Genomic DNA, 22,202 nt, shown 5'->3' with positions numbered 1-22,202 from the left:
TTTTATCTCCTTATTTGAGTTGTTATTGAGGAACACCATTCTTCGCTTGCTGTTGCTTATCAATTTCTTCGGCGAAGAAGCAAGCAACTTGCGCATTGTGACAATTCCTTAGCAATGGTTTATTTTGACTGCAAGTTTCTTTCGCATAAATGCAGCGAGGATGAAAAATACAGCCTTGAGGTAATTGTTTGATATTGGGGATATCAACCCCTTTTAGTGGCAATGATGGCATCTGTTGGTGGTCGACATTGATTCCTTTTGGTACAGCCGCTATCAAAGCCCGAAAATATGGATGCAGCGGATTACTTGTTGCAGTTGCGATATCTGCTGATTCAACGATTTCTCCTAAATACATAACGACTAATTTTCCGTGGTCCGAAATATACCGTGCTGTAGCCAAATCATGCGTGATATATACAAAAGAAATACCATACTTTTCATTCATCTTACGAAGTAGCTTTAACAAGGAAATTCTTAATGACACATCGACCATGGATACTGGTTCATCAGCAACAATAACTTCTGGTTTTACAGAAATCGCACGAGCAATCAAGATGCGCTGCCTTTGCCCTCCACTTAATTGATGCGGAAATTTATCGATAAAGTGTGATGTAGGCGTTAACCCCACATCCTCTAATAATGCTTTAACAGTCTGACGTGCTTCTTTTTCATTTTTTACGATTCGATGTACAAGAATTGCTGCCTTTAACGATTGATAGATCGTCTTGTATGGATTAAGCGCTGCAAAAGAATCTTGCTGTACCATTTGAACCTTTAAGCGGAATTCACGGTACTCTTTCTTATTCATATCTCGAATATTCTTTCCACGATAGGTGACTGTGCCTTTCGTTGGTTGATGAATATCGACAATGATTTTCCCGAGCGTGGTTTTTCCGCAGCCGCTTTCGCCAACGATTGCAACACTTTCACTTTCTTTAATCGACAAATCGATTCCTCTCAAAATCATTTCTCCATCATGAGAGAATGACTTGTATAGTTGATGGATTTCAAGTAGATTACTCATCTTGCATCACCTCTTCTAAACCATTTGCATGGATACACCTTGCAAAATGCCCTTCTGATACAGAAAATAATCGATGACATTGATTAGGTAATCCTTCACAGTTTATTTTCCTAGCTAAAGAGCACCTAGATTTAAAGCGACAGCTCCCGTCTGCCTCTAACATATCAAATGTCGTTCCCTTAATAGACTGCCTGGATTCAATCGAATCCTCTAGATTGGGAATTGCTTCTAATAAAGCCTTTGTATACGGATGACCAGGGTGCCGTGCAACCTTTCCAACTGGACCGATTTCAACAATTTGTCCAGCATACATAACAGCAATCCGATCTACCATTGAACTGACAATGGAAATATCGTGTGTCAAAAAAATAATTGTAATCTTTTTTTCACGATTGATTTTTCTCAAAATTTCTAAAATATACCATTGTGTGATCACATCTAAAGCCGTTGTCGGTTCATCCAAAATGATAATCTTGGGATCTAATAGTAGACTAAGTGCGATTAAAACACGTTGCTTCATGCCCCCGCTTAATTCAAACGGATACATTTTTAAGACACTTTTATCTAACCTCACATAATCGATCAGTTCTGCAATATGCGCTTGAAGTTGCTCTTTTTGCCAGTCTGTTCTGTGGGCTGCATAAGTTTCGATAAAGTGTTCTTCGACTGTAATAATTGGATTTAATGCACTTTGTGCTGCCTGAAAGACTGTGGCAATTTCTTGCCAACGATAAGTCATTTCTTCCTTAGGGCTTAGTTTTAATAAATCGACTTGTTGTTTCTCTCCATCTATAAAACAGACTTCACCTTCAGTAATTTCTCCCGGCTGATCAATCAAGTTTAATATCGCAAATGCCAAAGTTGATTTCCCGCTACCACTTTCTCCGATAATACCTAGGATTTCACCACGTTCAATTGCTATAGAAACATCTTCGATGGCTTTCACCTGAAGCAGTTTCTTATTTTTTTTCAAATTAAAACGAACAGTTAAGTGTTTGGCATCGATAATTTCATCCATTCATTTCACTCCTAACTCTGGGATTAAAAGCATCTTCTAGACCTTTCGCAAGCATGAAACATGATGATTGAAAGATAACGATCCCTACAATAGGTGTTAACAGATAAATCCATGCAGACGAGCCAAACATCGCGCCTGTTTTTGTCATCGCTAGATTTAACATAATTCCCCAATGTTCACCTTTGAATGGTGCTAAACCAAGTAACATCAACCCTACAGAAGCAAGGACAGAAGCACGCATGATCAACACAAAATTGATAACAATAAATGGAACGATACTCGGAAATATATCTTGGAAAACAATATATTTATTACTCATTCCTAGCATTTGACTAGCAAGTATATAATCACTATTTCTCAGCGTCATTACTTGACTTCTAATACTTCTGGCCAATCCAGCCCAATTCCAAATGGCCAATAAAAATCCAAATGCTAAAACATTTCCAGCGCTAATGACTAATGACAATGCCATCAACACAGGAAATGATGGAATCGTCAACACCACATTTGTCAGCAACATCAATACTTTATCTACATATCCACCGATATATCCTGAAAATATACCCACAAGTACACCAATCAAAATAGAAAAGAACCCTGCGCATGCAGCAATCGTAATGACATCTTTGGTTCCTAAAATGAATTGAAACAAAGTATCTCGACCTGTGAAATCTGTTCCCAACCAATGATTCCAAGAAGGTCCCTGCAAACGATTCACATAGTCCGCCGGTAGATCACCAATCAACCACTCTCCAAATACAGCACACACAATCAATACGAAAAGAACATAGAGGCCAAACGCAGCTTGTCTATTTGCTAAAATCACTTTAAAGAAAATTCTTAGCTCATCCAACATTATTTCCCCTTCCTTAGTCTTGGATCCAATAGTCCGTAAAGGCTATCTACTATAAAGTTTGCGCCTACGACCGTGACAATAATCATGAAAAACATTCCTTGCATCAAGGGGATGTCACGAACAGCGATCGCCGTATTGAGATAATAGCCCAAACCAGGATAAGAAAAAATATTTTCAATCAACGGTGCACCACCAAGAAGCATGCCAAAGGTTGTCCCTAACGTTGTTATCATTGGTAATCTTGCATTTTTCCCAACATATTTTTTCCGAATGATGTTGTTACTCAGCCCACGTGCTCTTGCATATTTAATATATTCTTGATGCATAACATTCATCGCACTTCCACGCATATTTAAAATCCAATTTGCCAAATATACGATAAAAATCGCAGCAATCGGTAATAGCCCATGTATAAGCACGCTCCAAAGAAATGGCACATTGAAACCCACCACTACCCGAGAAGCATACGCCCCTCGACTTGGTAACCATGCCAATTGAACAGCAAAAACGGAAACTAAGAAAAAACCGATAACGTAATCTGGAAAAGAACCGATGATCGAGGTTAACATTTCTGTAATAGTATTCATCTTTTTGTTTTTTGACCATGCCACAAACAAGCCGATTTGAGTACCAACCATATAGGATAAAATAGTAGCAGTCCCGGCTGAGAACAATGTCCAAGGTAATGCGCTCAAAACGATATCTACGACAGGCGTTCTAAAACGAATAGAGGTACCTAAATCTCCACGGATCAAATGACTGATGAAATGCCCAATCTGCTGAATCAGCGGTTGTGAAGGATCATAGTTCAACATAGCAACAGCACGGTTGATTGCATCAGCTTCTGAAATACCTAAGGAACTTCGAAGCTCATTGGCTAAAATCATTACTGGATCCCCCGGCATGATTTTAATGATTAGGAATGTCATAAAGACTCCCGCAACAATCGTAATGAAAACATTTGCTAGCTTCTTTTTCATTTATTTATCCCTTCCATAAATATGATGGATTCAAAGCACTTCGTTAAACATCGCTAATACTAGGCAACTTCAATTCTGCCACCTAGTATTAGCGTCTGATTGCTATTCAGCAGTTATTGCCATGCTATCTTTCATTGTTCCTTCAGCAATCAATGAAGAAAACATTGTTTCTCCAACACCTATAAATCTAGGATCTTGAATCAACGCATTTGGTTCAATGTCAAAGTTGATGGCTTCATTTAGGACACGCACAGGAAACCCTTTTTCTAGATAAGGAATAAACAAAATATTGTCGTCAGTAATCTCCATCAGTTCTTTCGTCACTTCAATAAATACTTCATCTTTACTATCAAACAGTTTATTGGTCAAACCAATCACATCAATTTGGTCACCATTTTTATTTTCTAAAAATAGTTCACCTGTTTCTTCAGCAGCTAGCCCAAAAAGCCAACTTCTTCCTTTATATAATTGCTCGTATGTTCCATACGGGTTGGCATAGAGAATATTAGACGGCGGGGCAAATTCAATTGCTACAGTATGTTCACCATTTCTCAGATATGCATCATAGGAAGCGCCCTCCATTGGTAGGAATGTCACATCAAAACCAAAATTGTTGAGTTCATTCACAATAGCTTCCCCAGGTAATAAAGCTGAACCCCAGCCGTTATTACAAGAAAAATCAAAAGCAACTGTATTCCCTTGTGCATCTATCCACGCGCCATTTTCCTTCTTCCAGTTAGCAGCAAGCAAAACTTCTTCAGCTTTAGCCACATTATATGATCTCGCATCTAATGTTTGCGACGCCCATTCTTCAAGGCCAAATACTTTTTGCAAAGATAACGGCAGTCCCGAGCTACTCTTTTCACTCTCCATACTTCCCACTTCTGCCAGTGGCAATATTTCTTCCGGATTCACTAAATATGCAACGGCTTCTCTAAAGGCTTTTTCTTGCGCAAACGGCTGATTAAGATTAAATACTACAGACATTTGAGAATACTCAGGTAAATAAAATTCTTGGAAAAACGGCACTTTAGCTTCAACTTGGTTGATCAAGTCTTCTGTCATTCCACCACTATGCATATCCAAAGTGCCATCAATCATACTATTTGCTGCAACTTCAGGTGTTACCGCACGAACAATCGTTAATTCATCAATTCCTGTATCAAAATAAAAATGTTCATTTCGTGTAAGTATCGCTTCACTAGTCGATAGATTACTGATTGCGAATGCGCCTGATCCTACCATGTCTGTGATATTAGGCATATAAGTTTCTAGTTCCTCGTTGATTGCTTGCAAGGTTTCATTCCCAGCTTCGGAATACCAAAACGTATTCGTTTCGTCATGCCATTCTCTCTCGTTATCCGCAACCTCTTGATAACGTTCTGCGAAAGTGCCATATTCAGCACTTTTTGCAGATATTTTCACATCTACCAATAAGTTCATCATTAGTTCACTCTCGTTCTTAAAGTGGAAAGTCAACGTATCATCTGAAATAGGCTCAATTTTTTCTAAAAACTCCCATAATTGCTTTTTCCCTACCCACATTTGATAGCTAGTTATTACATCTTCTAGTGTTAAATCAGTGCCATCACTCCATTTAAGATCATTTTTTAACTGAACCGTGATTTGATTGTCATCAATTTGATAGCTTTCTGCCAGACGTGGCTTAAAGTTTTCACCATCTGTCCCAACAGGTGTAAAAGAAAATAAAGGTTCTTGTAAATATGGTTCGGCACCACCACCTATATACCCACCTATATAGGGATTTCCGTGGGCTGTTGGTGGTACAACATAATCTCCATTGATGACAAGTTTTCCGGTTTCTGAGACATCTGCCGCTTCTTGACTTTCCCCGCAGCCACTTAATAAAATAACAAACATACACAAAACAAAGGCTTTTGCTTTTTTCATATATAAAATCCTCCTTTTTAATTTAAAGCAATTTTGTTTCGATAATAAAAAAATTACTTTTTTTAAGACAAAAATAAACCGCTTTCTCGATGAAATTATAAATTACTGAAAAAACAAACACAATAATTACTTTTCTATTTGTAATTCCATGCTATACTAAAATAACCAAAATCAACAAAGGGGATTTTACAATGACTAAGATTACGATGCAAATGATTGCTGATCAACTTAGCATATCCAAAAATTCAGTATCTCAAGCGATTCGAAATAAACCTGGCGTCAGTCAGAAAACTAAAAATCTTGTTTTGCAAAAAGCCGAAGAGTTAGGCTATAAATACAAAAAAAGTAATGCAACAGTCATGCATTACTCTTTCCTATTGATCGCAACTGAATTTGTTTTTTCTCAAACTAGCTTTTTTGGAGAAATATTAAAAAGTATTATAAGCGAAATCCATACTCTAGATCATCAAATAAGCACGTACACTATTACAGAAGAAGACATACAGATAACATCTCTACCTGAGAAATTTGAATCCTATGATGGTATTATCATTCTTTCCCATAGTGACGATGACTATTTGGAAAAGCTAATTCATTCGGGTATACCTGTCATACTTGTTGACCATCATGGACCAACATTAGTTGCTGACACGATTTTAACAAATAATACAGATGGTGCTTATGATGCCGTCTCTCTGTTGATAGAAAATCAGCACAGTACCATTGGTTTTATTGGTGATATCCGTTTTTCTCCAAGTTACTATGAACGCTTTGTTGGTTATCAAAAAGCTTTGTTTAATCATGAGAAAAATTTGAATCCACATTTTGAAATTACTGAAATAGAAGAATCTCAAGGCGCACTGTTTCATATTCTGAAACAATTGGACACAATGCCTGAAGCATGGTTTTGCGTTAATTCTGGCTTAGCATTTATGGTGAATACTTTCTTACAAACGGCCGGATATACGATTCCTAATGATATAAGCATATTGTGTTTTGATGATACAGAATTCACTAGAACGGCCATTCCTCAAATCACAAATGTTGCTACAGACTTACATCATATGGGAAAGCTGACTGTTAGAACATTGATAAAAAGGATTGAGGAATGTCATACTCCTTTTATCCAACAAAAAATTTTGCCACAACTTACGATCCGTGGATCTGTTCGTAGGATTGATGAGTGATGTTTTTTTTATTCAGCTACCCCATAGTCAGTTATAATATTGCAAAAGACATCTAAGACAATCAGTTTTACTTTACCTCTTGTCTTAGGTGTCTTCACTTAGTCACCACATATTTATGCTGCTTTCCTCTTATTATAAATATCAAAAGCCACCGCAAACAATAGTACTGCACCTTTAATCGCTTGCTGCCAGTCAACACCGATCCCTAAAAGAGACATGCCATTATTTAAGACACCCATAACCAAACCGCCAACGATTGCACCTAAAACAGTCCCAATACCTCCATAAGCTGATGCACCACCAATGTAACAAGCCGCGATCGCATCCAGCTCAAATCCGTTTCCCGCTGTTGCCGTAGCAGCATTTAACCTAGCCGAAAAAATAAGACCAGCAATGGCAGACAAAATCCCCATATTGATAAACATAAAAAATTTGATTTTTCTTGTGTCAACACCTGATAAAGCTGCTGCTTTTTCATTTCCTCCGGTCGCGTAAATGTATCGACCAATGGTTGTCTTATTCGTCAAAAACCGATATACCACGACAAGAAAAGTCAAAATAATCAGCACATTGGGAAAGCCCTCATAACTAGCCAAGACATAGGTAAACCATGAGATCATCAGAGTAATCAATCCGATTTTTGCAGCAAATATTGACATCGAATCTACAGGAAAACCATAACTTATTTTCTTGTTGCGATTTTTCAGCATAAACAATGTAACGATAAGAATAGCCATCAAACCAAGAAGTAACGTCGATAACTTTAACCCTGACACTACGGCTATCTGCGGAATAAAGCCAGCACTAAGCATTTGAAAAGCGGCAGGAAAAGGTGATAGTGATTTACCGTCTAAGACAACGATTGTCAATCCACGAAAAATCAACATACCCGCTAATGTAGCTATAAATGCCGGCACCTTCACATAAGCAATCCAAAACCCTTGAAATGCGCCAATTGCTGCGCCGACAAATAGACACAGCAAAATAGCTAATGGTGTAGACATGTTCATATTGATTGTAAAAATTGCAGATAAGGCGCCTGTAAACGCGACAACTGAGCCTATAGATAAATCAATATCACCAAGAATAATCAAAAGTACCATGCCAATTGCTAAAATAAGGATATAGCTATTTTGCAGAATGATATTTGTAATATTCAGCGGTCTTAGCAAAACACCGTTACTTAATAGTTGAAAAGCAACCATGATCAGTACCAAGAAAAAATACATGCTATATTTTTGAAAGACTTTCTTAATGACAGCAAAGACCTGTTCTGTTGCCATCAACTGTTTATTTTGTGATCCTTTCTTTTCCAACCTTAGACCCCCACCTTATTCGTCATTTTTTCCATCAATGTTTCTTGTGTCGCTTCTCCTCTTTTGGACTCGCTCGTAATCCGTCCATCATTCATCGTATAGATACGATCACACATGCCTAGAATTTCCGGCAGTTCAGAGGAGATGATACACACTGCTTTCCCTGCCTTGGCCATTTCTTGTATGATCAAGTAAATGTCATATTTTGCACCCACATCAATGCCACGGGTTGGTTCGTCTAAAAATAAAACATCTGGTTCAGATAGTAGCCATTTGGCAAGAACGACTTTTTGTTGATTGCCGCCACTCAAGCTTCCTACTTCCTGAAATACATCACGGCTTTTTATACTCATTTTTTCTTTATAGTATTCTGATTGCTTGATTTCTTGGTTCTCATCAATCACAGTGGCTTTTGCACGTTTATTCACACTTGCTAAAGAAATATTTTCATTGATCGTTTCTATCAAAACCAGACCGTTTCCTTTTCGGTCTTCCGTCGCGTAAGCAACGCCTGCGTCAATTGCTTTTTTTACATTAGACAGCTTGATTTCCTTACCATCTTTGAATAATTGCCCACTGATCTTTGCTCCATAACTCTTGCCAAAAATGCTACGGGCAAGTTCTGTTCTTCCTGCACCCATTAACCCGGCAATACCGATAATTTCGCCTTTTCGGATAGTTATATGAATATCATCAAGAATTTTGCGCGCTGTATGTGTTGGATGATACACAGACCAATTCCTCACTTCAAAATACGTATTTCCAATCACTGGCTGATAGTCTGGATAACGATTTTCTAAACTTCTGCCTACCATTCCTTTAATGATTCTCTCTTCGCTCAAACCGCCTGTCTCAGCATGTAACGTTTCTATTGTTTCTCCGTCCCGTATGATCGTGACTGAATCAGAAACTGCCATCACTTCATTTAATTTATGAGAAATAATAATACAAGTGATCCCTTGTCTTTTAAATTCAAGTAATAAATTCAATAAGTTTTCACTATCATCTTCATTGAGCGCTGCAGTTGGCTCATCTAAAATCAATATTTTTACATTTTTTGAAATCGCCTTGGCTATCTCTACAAGTTGTTGCTTCCCTACCCCGATATTTGTGATCAGCGTATTCGGCTGTTCGCTCAAGCCAACGCTTTCCATTATTTCTCCAGTTTTTTTGATGGTTTCATCAAAATCAATGAATCCATGACGGGCTATCTCATTCCCCAAAAAAATGTTATCTGCAATAGATAAGTAAGGAATCAGTGCTAATTCTTGATGGATAATCACGATGCCCTCTTTTTCACTATCTTTGATTCCCTTGAACTGACAAAGCTGCTTGTTAAAAACAATTTCTCCTTCATAATCATCATAAGGGTACACCCCGCTAAGCACCTTCATCAGTGTCGATTTTCCTGCGCCGTTTTCACCACATAATGCATGGATCTCTCCTTGTTTGACTTTCAAATTCACTCGATTCAGCGCTTTAACACCAGTAAATGCTTTCGTAATATCCTTCATTTCAAGTATAAATTCTGACATGTTCTTCCTCCTGCTAAAGATGACAAAGCGAATAACCATGATACATGAACGCCCTCATTTCTTTTCACTGAATATCTGATTCAAGCAAATAACCGCTATCGATCAAAATTTCTTGGTAATTCTGACTATCGACAGCAATAGGAATCAATAAATTTGTTGGCACGATCTTTGTATTGTTGTCATATGTTTCACGATCATTCACTTCCACTTCTTCACCCATCAGTATTTGATCAACCATTTTTGCGGTCACATCTGCTAATTTTTGCGTGTCTTTGAAAACAGTCATAGACTGACCACCTTCAATGATTGATTTAACAGAAGCTGTTTCCGCATCTTGACCAGTAATCACCGGCATTGACCGTTCATTGGTTCCATAACCGACACTTCTTAAAGAAGAAACAATGCCCATCGCTACAGCATCATTCGGTGCTAATACAGCATCCACTTGATCTTCTGTATAATTTGCACTTAGTAGATTGTCCATCCGCGCTTGTGCAGTAGCACCATCCCAGTTTTGTATGGCGATTCGACTAAATTCAGTTTGTCCACTCTTAACATTCAAAACACCTGCGTCAATATAGGGTTGCAACACTGATAAAGCCCCATTGTAAAAAAAGCGGGCATTGTTATCATCTGGTGCACCGCCAAATAATTCAATATTGAATGGACCTTCTTGGTTGTCTAAGTCTAATTCATCCACAATATAACTACCTTGTAAAATCCCAACCCCAAAGTTGTCAAAAGTTGCATAATAGTCAACACCTTCTGCATTCATAATCAATCGATCATATGCTATGACTGGAATGTCTTGACCTTTTGCTTTATCTACGACGTCCGTCAACGCTTCACCGTCAATTGATGCGATGACGATCACATCTACCCCTTTGGTAATCATGTTTTCAATTTGTGACACTTGGGTAGGTACTTGATCTTGTGCATACTGGATGTCGGTTTCATAACCAAGTTCTTTAAATTTCTCGACCATGTAGTCCCCATCTTTTTCCCACCGTTCCAACGCTTTAGACGGCATGGCGATCCCTATTGTTTTCGTGGTCTCCTCATTGGAGCTGCATGCTGCTAAAAAGATCAATAAGCCAGCCAAGAATAGCCCTAAGATTCGTTTGTTTCCCTTTGTCATTCGTTCTTGACGATTCTTCATATCGGTCATTTCCCCTTTTCATCCTTAAAATTTTCTATCATTGTTGCTCACATGCAGAATCCTATTGACGTATAAGGTATGCATGTTTTTAAAAATTTGCCACTGCCGAAAAATAGTGAATAGAAACCAGCGACTTGCCATCTTCATTACCTAGGAATGAAGTGTCTTCCCCGTTCGTCCTCATGAAAGTTCGTTACGACTTGTTTATAAATGGTCAACTATGACTGCCTATTCTCGTATGGCCCATTTCATGTGTACGTTTCAGCCTATTTTTGCGTCCTTCCGCGCATAAAGGAACACAAAGAAAAAGGCATCAGACAAGATTGTCCAATGCCTTTGACATAGCAAAATAAGCGTCTAGCATCTCGTGAAATTTTCCTCATAAAATACCGATTTCGCCTTGATGCTACTAGAAATCACGGGTATTTTTAGGTACAATAAACACGTTGATGCTTTGGCGTCAACTATGGCAACTTGATTGGTCAACCGTTTTAGGGTGGTGACTGATCAGGGCCTCGTAACAGTATTCCCGTACTGTTATGAGGTGCCTATTTTTTTTGGTTTCTATTCGGTATTAGTGTAGCTGATTTTGGAAGGGGTTGCAAGCGAACAAGAATGGAAATCCAATATATTTATCAATAAAAAGGTTTATACTATTTTTAATTTACGAAAATTGACTTTGCGGATGGGAACAGCGTAAGTTGGGGGAAGTGACTGAATCGTTCGATGGAAAGCGTATTCCCATTGATTCGGGCCTTCGTGTTTTAGGCGAATACCCTTATTATGGCGCTACAGGAATTATTGATTATGTTGATAATTATATATTCGATGGTGAATATGTTTTACTTGCTGAAGATGGAGCAAACATAATTATGAGAAATTATCCAGTAGCGTATTTAACTCGAGGGAAATTCTGGTTAAATAATCATGCTCACATTATGAGAATGATAGATGGGAATAATTACTTTTTAGTTCAAGTATTGGAAAAAATAGATTATATGAAATACAACACAGGGACAGCGCAGCCCAAATTAAATAGTAAAATAATCAAAAATATCGAATTTAAGCTTCCCAATATTGGTGAACAACAAAAAATCGGTACCTTTTTCAAACAACTAGACGACACTATCGCTCTTCATCAGCGTAAACTAGAGCAGATAAAACTGTTGAAACAGGCTTTTTTACAAAAGATGTTTGTCAATCAAGGGAATGTTCCTGAGTTGAGATTTGCTGATTTTAGTGAAAAGTGGGAACAGCGTAAGTTCTTTGACAACATCAAAAAAACGATAGACTTTCGAGGACGGACTCCTAAAAAAATGGGTATGGATTGGAGTGTGTCTGGTTATCTCGCTCTTTCTGCTCTTAATGTAAAAAATGGTTATATTGATCCATCAGCTGATGCACATTATGGTGATCAGAAGTTATATAACAAATGGATGACCGGAAAAGAACTTTATGAGGGACAAGTATTATTTACTACAGAAGCACCCATGGGAAACGTTGCTCAAGTGCCTGACAGTAATAAATACATTCTCAGCCAACGAACAATAGCTTTTGATGTCTATTCAGATAAAATTACTAATGATTTCTTGGCTGTATTGTTATGTTCACCGAAATCTTTTAATGAATTATCATCGTTAGCAAGTGGAGGAACTGCAAAAGGTGTTAGTCAAAAATCTTTGTCGCAATTCAAGGTAACAATGCCTACTGATTTAAATGAACAAAATAAAATTGGAGCCTTCTTCAAACAACTCGATGCTACTATTACTCTTCATCAAAAAAAGCTGACTAACCTTAAAGAACTAAAAAAGGCGTTTCTACAATTCATGTTTATCTAAAAATAAATCTTCACATTCACCGAAAACTTCCCAATAATTAACAAGTACCATCAAAATTATTAGGAGGTTTTTGTATTGAAAAGAAAGAGAGCACAACTATTTCATAAGTATTTTGAAGAATGGATTGAACTATACAAAGTAGGATCAATTCGATCGATTACGTTAGAAAAGTATTATATGAGTTTACAGTGGGTAACTAAACTAGCACCTGGTCTAAAAATTGGAGATCTAGATAGACGAAGTTACCAAACGCTTTTGAATGCTTATGCGGAAGATCATGAAAAACAGACTACAATGGATTTTCATCATCAGATTAAAGGCGCAATCTTAGATGCAGTGGATGAAGGTATACTGACTCAGAATCCGACCAGAAAAGTCATTATTAAAGGAAAAGCACCTAGGGAAAAGAAACCCAAGTTTTTAAATCAACATGAGGTCCAATTATTGTTGCGTGAATTAGATTTGAAACCGGAAATAAACTGGGATTGGTTTATTTTACTGGTAACAAAGACAGGATTACGTTTCTCTGAAGCATTGGCACTCACGCCTGATGATTTTGATTTCTTTAATCAAAAGATAACTATTACAAAAACCTGGAATTATAGAAACTCTATTGGAGATTTTCAACCTACCAAAAATGCTTCCTCTGTTAGAAACATCCAAATGGACTGGCAATTAGCCATGCAGTTCTCTCAATTGGTTAGAGAACTAGAGATGGATCAACCTATTTTTGTAAAAAAACGCGTTTTTAATTCTACGATAAATAATCGATTAAAAGTTTTATGTACAAATGCAAGTATTCCTGTCATAACGGTTCACTCTTTAAGACATACACATGCTTCATTACTACTATTTGCTGGTGTATCGATTGCAAGTGTGGCGAAGAGACTAGGTCATTCGAGTATGACGACTACTCAAGAAACGTATCTCCATATTATTCAGGAACTGGAAAATCAGGATAATGATAAGATTATGCGGCATTTAGCGACATTGGTATAGAAAAAAGGCGCCGATCGGCGCCTTTTTATATAAACATTTTTTGTAAGAGAGATTTTTTTAATTGTTTAAGGTTATCTAACTTTTTTTGATGAAGGGCGATAGTGTTGTCGAGTTGTTTTAAGAAGGATCCGATTTTTTGTTGCTCATTACTACTTGGTAAATAAACTGAAATAGAATTAATTACTGATTTCGAAAGACTTGGAACACCTGTCGATTCATCTTTAGCTTTCCAATTTATTTTTTGGAATATAGAGTAAATAAATTCTATATCATACTTAACTCTAGGAATTGCATAGAATAAGGTGTCTACTGTCCAAAATGGAGATCTTAAAATATAAGGTCTATCAATCGTTCCTTTTCTCCCTATTCCTACCGCATCCTCTTCATATGATAGAGCTTTATCAACACTTAACATATAGCCCCCAGTACCATAGACAGGAATATTACCAATATTTAAATGCTTATAATCTCTACCTGATTGGATATCTATTACTTTCCCAAGCTTACGTTGCTTCCATTCTTCACCAAAATCAGCGAATCTCAACTCAGGAACAAATCCATGATTGACAAACATCTTTTGCAAAAAAGTTTGTTTCAACAGTTTTATCTGCTCTAGTTTACGCTGATGAAGAGCGATTGTATCATCAAACTCTTTGAAAAAGGTTCCGATTTTTTTTTGTTCAATGTCTTCTCTAGGAACAGTATACTTCCATTTTTTTAATTTTGTAGTTGAAATAAATGGTTGGTCAGAGCCTTGTGCTTCTTTCAAAACAAATTTATAGATTTCTTTATTTAATAGCTGATAAGAAAAGTTTATATCTGTATTATTAACAATTTTGATTTTTCCAGCACGTTGATACAATAGAGATCCATTAAGATAACTTGGTATTTGAGCAATTTTTAATTCTCCATTTGTAATTGGACGATTTAAACCAAGAACAATATCATCCGTATGAAGTATAAAATTTGAATATTTTTTTCGAAAATGTTCTGGTAAATAATTCCAATTCACTGAAGAAACATTACCATTATTAATAGATTCCCCATTAACAATTGATATCCCAAACTCAACATAATCACTTAACTTGAATGCAAAACCAGACATAATATCATACATTTCAGATAACTTACGCTGTTCCCAATCTTGATCAAAACCATCAAACCGCAATTTCGGTGCTTTCTTTTCTCCCACTATTCAAACACTCCTTTTGCAGCTTCTATCAAATCTTTGGTCTCAGGAGTGACGGCTAACTCGTTTAACATAGAAAGAAACTCTGCCTCTGCTTGTTTGATTTCAGCATTGATTTTAGTAATTTCTTGGCTCACTGCTACGATATCAATAGGTTCTTCTTCTTCGAAAGTATCTACATAACGAGGAATATTTAAGTTATAGTCATTTTCTTTGATTTCTTCTAAAGTTGCCACATGCGCATACTTTTCAACTTCTTTACGTTGAACGAACGTTTCAACAATTTTTTCCACATCTTCTTGCCTTAATCGTTTCTGATTTTTCAGTTTTTCGAAGTCTTTACTTGCATCAATAAACAGGATATCCGACGCTATACGATTTTTTCTTAAAATCAAGACACAAACAGGGATAGATGCATTTAAAAACAACTTATCAGGGAAACCAATCACGGCTTCTATTTGATGTCGGTCGATCAAAGCTTTACGGATGCGACCTTCTGCTGCACCCCTAAACAACACGCCATGAGGAAGAATGATCGCCATTCGCCCATTGTCTTCTAAGTGATATAAACAATGCAATAGAAAAGCGTAATCTGCTTTGGTTTTCGGGGCTACACCATACTCGCGCCATCGAGGATCATCTTCCCGATCTTTACTATTCCAATGGGCAGAATAGGGTGGGTTCGCCATGACTGCATCAAACATACGAGGATTATCTCTACCATCAACGACACCATCTGGCCAGTCACTTTCTAGTGTATCTGCATGGTTGATGCTGATATCGTTATATTCCACACCGTGCATCATCAAGTTCATGCGCGCTAAACGATAAGGCGTTGCATCCTTTTCCTGTCCGTAGTATTTGATCATTCCACGATTATGGGAATGCTTCATAAAACTCGCTGTAGTCAATAACAATGATCCTGAACCAACAGTTGGATCGTAGATGGAAAATTTCTCCTCCTCTTCTCTACCGTGGGTCAAAATTCTTGCCATAATGGTTGAGATTTCTTTTGGTGTATAGTATTGCCCCATATCGGAAGCCAATACTGTAGCAAACTGTGCTACCAAGTATTCGTAAATATCTGAGATGGCATCATCGCCACCCGACAAATCAAACTCTTGGGCTGATAGTAACTCAATCATTGAAATCATTACGCTTGCACGTGCTTGTGCATTTGCCCCTAAATCAGCACTATCAAAGCGCATCCCGTCGAAGATCCCTTCAAAATCCCCCTTTGCTTCCAATGCTATTTGTTGATTAAAGTGTCCAAACGTATCAGTCATCAAACCGATATTAAACTGATCTTCATCAATCGCAGCTTTCCAATCAGAAAAGAAGTTGCCAGGTTGAATGGCATAACCTAGATTTCGCTTCATATAGTCTAGACTTTTCGCCGGATCTTGGGCATAAATTTCTTCCCACGTCTTTCCCCGTAAGACTCCTTCTAACCATTTTGTCGCCTTTTCAGATAAGTATTTATAAAACAAAATACCAAAAATATAATCTTTATAGGCTGTTAAGCCAATTTGTCCCCGGGTTTGATTAAGCATCGCCCACATCTTTGTCTGCTGTTCTTTCGATAATGCCATCTGTGCTTCTCTCACTTTCTACTTATAAATCAATTTTTAAACCCTTCAAAAAAGGACATTAACGCGTCTTCAAATTCTGAAGCTTCAAAGAAACCAATATTTTCTTGATCTTCGATACGGTTAACTATCTCATGGAGTTTTGGATTTTCTATCAACGAATGTCCTGGCATATAGGTATCGTATGCCTCTAAAATCATATTACTATTCACATTCTGGTTGGCAGCCCATCGACGTATTTTGAGTTCACGGCGTTCTGTTCGATATTTCTTGCGGGTATTTTGCAGCGATTCTGTTGTAAAATGTTTTGTAATTTCTCCTGCTTCAATATCTTGAACAATATCCTTAATTTCTTGGCGATTCTCATCATCCAATGGCGTAATATGTTTTTCAATTGCTTCTTTGTTGGTTGTGCTTTTGTCATCTATAAAGGTATTCAGTAATTCAACCAACATGTCATAATCAATAATTTGATGATTATAAAACTCAAGCCCAACTTTAATCTCTGTTAAATCTGGACGATCCTTTTCTGGTAACCGTTCACGAGCATCATTTAGCCTTGCCTGCAACGCACCAAATTCCTCACTACTAGAGATATCCAAACGAACCATCTCACCTGTTGGATCTCTTTTATCGTCTAATAGCTCTATTTCACTTCCCAATTCATATCCTTGTTGAACTAAGCGTTGGATTTTGTTTTGCGTTGCAAGTCCTAGATTGACGAATTCTTTTAAATCATTTTCTCCGCGGGGTGTTTTGCCAAATTGCGCATCAGACAGCTCTTTTAAGCGAACAACAGCACTTTCTAAGTCAAGGATCTGATGGCTTTGCGGTTTTGCCAAGATGTCATCATTTTCCAAATCTTTGGTTTCTTGCTCTGCTGTTTCTTGTTCCGCTTCTTCTAAGGTATCATTTCCACCTTTGGTATAAATGCGTAATGCATTTTCAACATATTCTTGCATCTCATCCCCTTGACGATAGAAACGGACTTTTCCATGGGGTTTACTGTTGCGATTGTATGTCCGATTCGTTCGGGACATTGCCTGAATCAACATACCTTCTTTAAGCATCTTATCCATATAGATCATATTGACAAACTTAGAATCAAAGCCCGTCAAAAGTTGGTCTGAGACGATGACCAAGTCTAATCGGTCTTCAGCTAATCCTTTATTATACGGTTTTTTTCGTGCCAAACGTTTCGTGATATCCAGCATATATGCACGAGCAGGATCTTTGGCATCTAATATACTTGGCACATTGAATTTCGCTGTATAATCATGAATGGCTTTCTTTAAAGACTCATTAAGTTCCTTCGTTCCTTGCTCATTGGACTCATCACGAGAGAAAGTCATGGCTACATTGAGATGAGGTGCCTTCTCTTTAAAAATATTGTAGTAATGTGCTACCGCTTGTTTCCCAGACACAGCCAGCATCGCTTGAAACACATTTTCTTCTCTGATTCCTGATACCAAAGCTCCACTTGAGGTCTTCTTCCAGTTTTCAAGAATGTCTTCTACTACTTCATGTCTATACACAGCACTTTGGTAAATCTCTTTTTCATAGTCTTTCTCTGAAAAATTATCCGTAGGGTTTTCGATCACCCAATGCGGCCGGAAATAAGTTATATCGAAACCAAGCACATTACCATCACCAATTGCATCTTTGATTGAGTACGTGTGCAGCCGTTTGCCAAAAATATCATGGGTTGAAATCTCACGTGATGTTTTGATATCGTTTAATTCATCGGAATAAAAATTGGGTGTTCCAGTAAAGCCAAACCAAGTCGTCTTCTTGAATGCTTGCTTAATCAATTGTACTGACTCACCGCTAGCACTGCGATGGGCTTCATCCATAATGATGACATTCCAATCTTCATTCTTTAAGCCATTTTTAACTGCCTTAGTTAATCCTTGCACAGATATCAACAATATCTGTGAAGCACCTTTATGCTTCAAAGCCTGTTTTAGTTCCCGACCATTCACCTTTTTAATCCGTTGTTTAAAATGGATATAAGCAAAATCTTTGAAATTCTCTAATGTCTGATCAATTAGATCAACACGGTCAACAATGAATAGCACGTTTCTGATCCTTGGCGCGGATGCCAAAAGTTGTGCCACTTTAAAAGAAGTGACTGTCTTGCCCGATCCGGTAGTATGCCAGATATAGCCGCCTTCTTTTTGAATTAAGCCGCTAGTTTCCATTTCTTTCATTCGTTGCAAAATTTGACGCGTCGCTTGAATTTGATAGCTGCGCATCACCATCAAATTATCATTTGATGCATCGGGAATCATATTTACAGTGATTAATCGATGCAACGCTGGTATCCCCATTACTTGATGGACAAAAACAAAAGCATCCGTTATATCATTGTTTTTTTCATCACGCCATCCAAATACATAGGTCTTATTATAATGTTCAAATGCATTCGGTCTCGCAAAGTAATGCGCGGAATGTTGACTCAAAATAAACTGAACTTGAACAAATGCGAATAACCCTTGGTATAAACCATCACCGTGGTATCCTTTTAATTGTTCAAAGGCACTCCACTGATTCTGCAAATGCTCATCTTTTTCTTCGATATGTGCAACAGGTATACCATTAATTAATAATGCAAGATCAATGATGCGTTTAGTAGTTAACCCTTGAGGCAATTCGGTAAAATTGATTTGACTAACTACCTCATATCGTGAACGTCCCCCTGCGACATCATCTTCATAAAAAATTTCAATTTCAATATTTGATCCATCATCTCTTGTTAGCGGAATTGATCCGACACCACCCGCGCCAACCAATAGCAACTGCGCATCATAAGGTGTCCGAATGCGTTGTAATTCTTGCAAGATTAAGCCAAATTCAATATCAGATAATGGTATACCATCCAACTTATGCGCATTTGTTTCATTTAAGACTTCTCGCCAGTGCTGTTCAATTTTTTTGATGCTGACATTAGACAAATCTTCTCGATAAGTCCACCCTTCAGCTTCAAGTTTTTTAATCAATGCTGCTTCAAACTTTGCTTCTGCCACCTACATCTTTCCTTTCACATTATCTAATTTTTAAAGTTGCTTTTTTTTAAACTCATGCTGATTTACTGCGTAAGTTTAATATAGTCAATATGATTATATCATGGTTCAATCCTGATCTTTTGAGATATTTCTGAAAGCGTGGTTTATTTTAACTGCAGTTTTACTGACTCGAATTTTTGACAATTGATTCCAATGCGCATTATGCGTATAATAAAAATACAAAGGAGTTACCCTTAAGCTGCTGAAGCAACTTGGACTGCGCTAACTCTTTATCAAAAATCAAAGGAGTCGATACAATTGTTAAAAACCTATCCAGCTATTTTCCACACCGAAGAAGACGGCTATTCTGTAACATTTCCAGCATTCAATGGCGGTACACAAGGCGATTCATTAGAGGAAGCAATGGAAGAAGCCAAAGATTTCTTGTCTAGCATCATTGCTTATTATATAGATGAAGATCTGACCTTACCCGATGCCCCCGATATCCGCGCCATCATTTTGGCGGATACCAACGATTTTGTCACCTTGGTCCAAGCAAATTCTATGCCTTACATTCGCGGAAACAAAACGATTCGCAAGAACGTAACGATTCCAGAATGGTTGGCAAAAAAAGCTGAGAAAGAGCAAATCAATTTTTCTGAGACTTTGACTGAGGCGCTTTATAAGAAGTTTGGCTGATATGTCATCTAATCGACAAAAAAAACAGACCCCATCGTAGTAATGTGGTCTGCTTGCATTTTTCATACGCTATTGTTTGGCATACCCGTTTCCGTGGCCTGGCGTATAACTTTGTGCTTCTGTTGCAGTAATCAATGTAAAGTTACTAGGAATCTTAACTTGTCCATATGTCTTACCACTTTCAACCTTCAAAAATTTATATCCGTCAGGCGCTTGATACCATTCTCCTACCAATGAAGGTGAAGGTGTGGATTGATTCGAACTTGTTTGGTTACTGCTGGCTTGACTTGCTTCTTCCGCTGCTTTGGCTTGGGCGGCTTGCTCTTTTTCTTGTTTTTCACGTTCAGCCTGTGCCGCTGCTTTTTTCTTGTCAGCGATTCGTTTGTCACTGCTTGTTTTCGCGTTGGTATACTGATCGTCCAAATCTGTGAAGCCTGTTTTTAAATTTCCAGGTGTGTAGTCTTTCAACACTAAACTGTCTTCTAATTGGGTTTTCGCAGAGGTCAGTTCTGTTTTCTCGTCGTCGGAAAGATCGCCATTGCTCAGGAGCGATTTGGTTTCGTTGATCAGAGATTTCGCTTTGTCTTCATATGATTTGAAATCTTTAGCAGTAGCTGCTTGCTTCTGACTGACCGTTTCGATCAGCTTAGATGACGCTTCTTGTCTATCAACTACAGCTTGCTTTACATCCGCATCTTCAAAGAATTGTTGATTGTCTGCTTTATTTTGGTTCAACTCTTTTTTTTCACTATCTGACAGATACGGTTTCTTTAACAGTGTATCACTTGATTCGTTATCTGCCTTGAGTGTATCAACTAGAGAAATCAGTTCTTTTTGATTATCTGTGACTGCTTCCGTCAGTGTCTTTGCTTCATCAGCTAGTGCACGGACTGGTGTGATTTCTTTTGTGTCACTAACTGTCTGATACTTCTCTACTAGGTCCTTGATTTGGTCTTGGTCTTCTTTACTTATAAATGCTTCATCGCTTTTTTCAGCTAAAGCGTCGATTTGTATTTCTACTTGTCCTAGTTCGGTTTGAATCGCATTGGCTTCCATAGAAGCGACACTTTGCGAAACCTGTGAAACTTGTTCTTCACTTTGCGCAATTAGCGACAATAAGCCTTGTCTGTTTTGACTATTTTTTGCTTGCTCAAAAGTTGAAAGTTCATTTTTTAAAATACTTTGCTCATCTGCTGAAATAAATTCAGATTCGAGTAATGTTTTTATTTTTTGTTCTTGTTTTTCTTGTTGGTTATATACTTCTTGATAGGCATTGGCATTTGCAGAAGTCGCAATGATCCCTGTCATTGAAAATGCCAATACAATCCCTAATAACTCTTTTCTTAATTTCATCCTCATTCTCCTATTAAACCAACTCTTTATGACGATTCGTATCCAACGCCCGATAGGTATCAAAAGAGATTTCCCCATTCTCTTCATCACCAGTCATTTCATTCAAAAACAGATAATAGGCTCTGAGTTCATCTATTTTCCCATGAAAATCTTTACGTATTTCTTTATCTTGCCATTTTTTATCATCGGCCAGCCAAGCAAATAAGTCATTTGCCTCATCCATTGGCAGTTTATTCAGTTGCTGATCAATAAAAAAGACGAGTGCTTCTTGTTTTGATAAGGTCGGATTTGCCTTTCGCAAGTATTTTTTCAGTTGTGGATAGGTTGCCGTTTCAACCCGTGTTTTAGTAGCATAAACAAGAGCGATACCCATTCCTGCCAAGTAGATCAAGAAAGGACTGATTCTAACAAGATCCAAATAAACAATGATGCTTGCTAAAACAATCAACCCCATCGATACTGCGAGAACTTTCCTCTGATAGTCTTTGTATTTCTGATAGCCATTCATAATATCTTGATACTCTTTCATTTTTTTACCACCCTA

General features: G+C 37.6%; 15 protein-coding genes and 3 pseudogenes. 4 read left to right on the top strand and 14 right to left on the bottom strand.

Going from position 1 to position 22,202, the window contains the following annotated elements:
- Positions 1-22: 22 nt before the first annotated feature.
- The 5 genes from AEQ18_RS08695 to AEQ18_RS08675 all read right to left on the bottom strand — a co-directional run bounded on the left by AEQ18_RS08695 (position 23) and on the right by AEQ18_RS08675 (position 5,789).
- Positions 23-1,024: an ABC transporter ATP-binding protein gene (locus AEQ18_RS08695; protein WP_054115934.1), complete on the bottom strand. Its 1,002-nt coding sequence runs from the start codon at positions 1,022-1,024 to the stop codon at positions 23-25.
- Entirely contained in the window at positions 1,017-2,042 is a 1,026-nt protein-coding gene (locus AEQ18_RS08690) for an ABC transporter ATP-binding protein (RefSeq protein WP_054115933.1), read from the bottom strand. The genes AEQ18_RS08695 and AEQ18_RS08690 overlap by 8 nt, the downstream gene beginning before the upstream one ends.
- Positions 2,035-2,895 (bottom strand): ABC transporter permease, encoded by an 861-nt coding sequence (locus tag AEQ18_RS08685; protein ID WP_054115986.1) that lies wholly within the window; start codon positions 2,893-2,895, stop codon positions 2,035-2,037. The genes AEQ18_RS08690 and AEQ18_RS08685 overlap by 8 nt, the downstream gene beginning before the upstream one ends.
- A gap of 2 nt (positions 2,896-2,897) precedes the next feature.
- Positions 2,898-3,878, bottom strand: a complete 981-nt coding sequence (locus tag AEQ18_RS08680) for an ABC transporter permease (RefSeq protein ID WP_054115932.1) — start codon at positions 3,876-3,878, stop codon at positions 2,898-2,900.
- A 102-nt stretch (positions 3,879-3,980) separates the two neighbouring features.
- The gene (locus tag AEQ18_RS08675; protein WP_054115931.1) at positions 3,981-5,789 is read right to left on the bottom strand and encodes an ABC transporter substrate-binding protein; all 1,809 of its coding nucleotides are present in this window, start codon (positions 5,787-5,789) and stop codon (positions 3,981-3,983) included.
- A gap of 191 nt (positions 5,790-5,980) precedes the next feature.
- Between AEQ18_RS08675 and AEQ18_RS08670 the strand changes: the two genes are divergently transcribed.
- Positions 5,981-6,976 (top strand): substrate-binding domain-containing protein, encoded by a 996-nt coding sequence (locus tag AEQ18_RS08670; RefSeq protein ID WP_054115930.1) that lies wholly within the window; start codon positions 5,981-5,983, stop codon positions 6,974-6,976.
- Positions 6,977-7,089: 113 nt separating this feature from the next.
- Here AEQ18_RS08670 and mmsB read toward each other — a convergent pair whose 3' ends face one another.
- From mmsB to chvE, 3 genes are all read right to left on the bottom strand, one after another.
- Positions 7,090-8,259 (bottom strand): multiple monosaccharide ABC transporter permease, encoded by a 1,170-nt coding sequence (gene mmsB / locus AEQ18_RS08665; RefSeq protein ID WP_054115985.1) that lies wholly within the window; start codon positions 8,257-8,259, stop codon positions 7,090-7,092.
- Positions 8,260-8,294: 35 nt separating this feature from the next.
- On the bottom strand, positions 8,295-9,827 hold the full coding sequence (gene mmsA, locus AEQ18_RS08660) for a multiple monosaccharide ABC transporter ATP-binding protein (protein ID WP_054115929.1): 1,533 nt from the start codon (positions 9,825-9,827) through the stop codon (positions 8,295-8,297).
- A gap of 64 nt (positions 9,828-9,891) precedes the next feature.
- Complete coding sequence (gene chvE, locus AEQ18_RS08655; RefSeq protein ID WP_054115984.1) at positions 9,892-10,965, bottom strand: multiple monosaccharide ABC transporter substrate-binding protein; 1,074 nt, start codon at positions 10,963-10,965, stop codon at positions 9,892-9,894.
- A gap of 707 nt (positions 10,966-11,672) precedes the next feature.
- Here chvE and AEQ18_RS16070 point away from each other — a divergent pair.
- Positions 11,673-12,824 (top strand): annotated as a pseudogene (locus AEQ18_RS16070) (restriction endonuclease subunit S); the annotation flags it as partial.
- Between the two features lie 75 nt (positions 12,825-12,899).
- The gene (locus AEQ18_RS08645) at positions 12,900-13,823 is read left to right on the top strand and encodes a site-specific integrase (RefSeq protein ID WP_054115928.1); all 924 of its coding nucleotides are present in this window, start codon (positions 12,900-12,902) and stop codon (positions 13,821-13,823) included.
- 31 nt (positions 13,824-13,854) lie between these two features.
- Here the strand turns inward: AEQ18_RS08645 and AEQ18_RS16065 are convergent.
- The 4 genes and pseudogenes from AEQ18_RS16065 to AEQ18_RS08630 all read right to left on the bottom strand — a co-directional run.
- Positions 13,855-14,397, bottom strand: a pseudogene (locus tag AEQ18_RS16065) (restriction endonuclease subunit S); the annotation flags it as partial.
- Between the two features lie 39 nt (positions 14,398-14,436).
- Positions 14,437-15,015, bottom strand: a pseudogene (locus AEQ18_RS16060) (restriction endonuclease subunit S); the annotation flags it as partial.
- Entirely contained in the window at positions 15,015-16,604 is a 1,590-nt protein-coding gene (locus AEQ18_RS08635; RefSeq protein WP_054115926.1) for a type I restriction-modification system subunit M, read from the bottom strand. The pseudogene AEQ18_RS16060 and the gene AEQ18_RS08635, both read right to left, overlap by 1 nt.
- Before the next feature lie 29 nt (positions 16,605-16,633).
- Complete coding sequence (locus AEQ18_RS08630) at positions 16,634-19,627, bottom strand: DEAD/DEAH box helicase family protein (protein ID WP_054115925.1); 2,994 nt, start codon at positions 19,625-19,627, stop codon at positions 16,634-16,636.
- A gap of 297 nt (positions 19,628-19,924) precedes the next feature.
- On the opposite strand from AEQ18_RS08630, the gene AEQ18_RS08625 reads away from it, so the two are divergent.
- Entirely contained in the window at positions 19,925-20,305 is a 381-nt protein-coding gene (locus AEQ18_RS08625; protein WP_054115924.1) for a type II toxin-antitoxin system HicB family antitoxin, read from the top strand.
- 69 nt (positions 20,306-20,374) lie between these two features.
- Here AEQ18_RS08625 and AEQ18_RS08620 read toward each other — a convergent pair whose 3' ends face one another.
- Both AEQ18_RS08620 and AEQ18_RS08615 read right to left on the bottom strand, forming a co-directional pair.
- Positions 20,375-21,658, bottom strand: coding sequence for a hypothetical protein (locus tag AEQ18_RS08620; protein ID WP_054115923.1), 1,284 nt, complete (start codon positions 21,656-21,658; stop codon positions 20,375-20,377).
- A gap of 13 nt (positions 21,659-21,671) precedes the next feature.
- Entirely contained in the window at positions 21,672-22,187 is a 516-nt protein-coding gene (locus tag AEQ18_RS08615) for a hypothetical protein (protein ID WP_054115922.1), read from the bottom strand.
- Positions 22,188-22,202 lie beyond the last annotated feature (15 nt).

The sequence above is a fragment of the Enterococcus sp. RIT-PI-f genome (assembly GCF_001297065.1).
Taxonomy (GTDB): domain Bacteria; phylum Bacillota; class Bacilli; order Lactobacillales; family Enterococcaceae; genus Enterococcus_D.
The sequence above is the reverse complement of the archived record's forward strand: the minus strand, read 5'-3'. Positions and strand labels throughout refer to the sequence as shown.

What these genes read in the sequence shown, in the direction of transcription:
- mmsB (WP_054115985.1), bottom strand. Translation starts at nt 8,259, where the DNA reads ATGGCAACAGAACAGGTCTTTGCTGTCATTAAGAAAGTCTTTCAAAAA.
- AEQ18_RS08635 (WP_054115926.1), bottom strand. Translation starts at nt 16,604, where the DNA reads ATGGCATTATCGAAAGAACAGCAGACAAAGATGTGGGCGATGCTTAAT.
- AEQ18_RS08675 (WP_054115931.1), bottom strand. Translation starts at nt 5,789, where the DNA reads ATGAAAAAAGCAAAAGCCTTTGTTTTGTGTATGTTTGTTATTTTATTA.
- AEQ18_RS08615 (WP_054115922.1), bottom strand. Translation starts at nt 22,187, where the DNA reads ATGAAAGAGTATCAAGATATTATGAATGGCTATCAGAAATACAAAGAC.
- AEQ18_RS08680 (WP_054115932.1), bottom strand. Translation starts at nt 3,878, where the DNA reads ATGAAAAAGAAGCTAGCAAATGTTTTCATTACGATTGTTGCGGGAGTC.
- AEQ18_RS08690 (WP_054115933.1), bottom strand. Translation starts at nt 2,042, where the DNA reads ATGGATGAAATTATCGATGCCAAACACTTAACTGTTCGTTTTAATTTG.
- AEQ18_RS08620 (WP_054115923.1), bottom strand. Translation starts at nt 21,658, where the DNA reads ATGAAATTAAGAAAAGAGTTATTAGGGATTGTATTGGCATTTTCAATG.
- mmsA (WP_054115929.1), bottom strand. Translation starts at nt 9,827, where the DNA reads ATGTCAGAATTTATACTTGAAATGAAGGATATTACGAAAGCATTTACT.
- AEQ18_RS08695 (WP_054115934.1), bottom strand. Translation starts at nt 1,024, where the DNA reads ATGAGTAATCTACTTGAAATCCATCAACTATACAAGTCATTCTCTCAT.
- AEQ18_RS08670 (WP_054115930.1), top strand. Translation starts at nt 5,981, where the DNA reads ATGACTAAGATTACGATGCAAATGATTGCTGATCAACTTAGCATATCC.
- chvE (WP_054115984.1), bottom strand. Translation starts at nt 10,965, where the DNA reads ATGACAAAGGGAAACAAACGAATCTTAGGGCTATTCTTGGCTGGCTTA.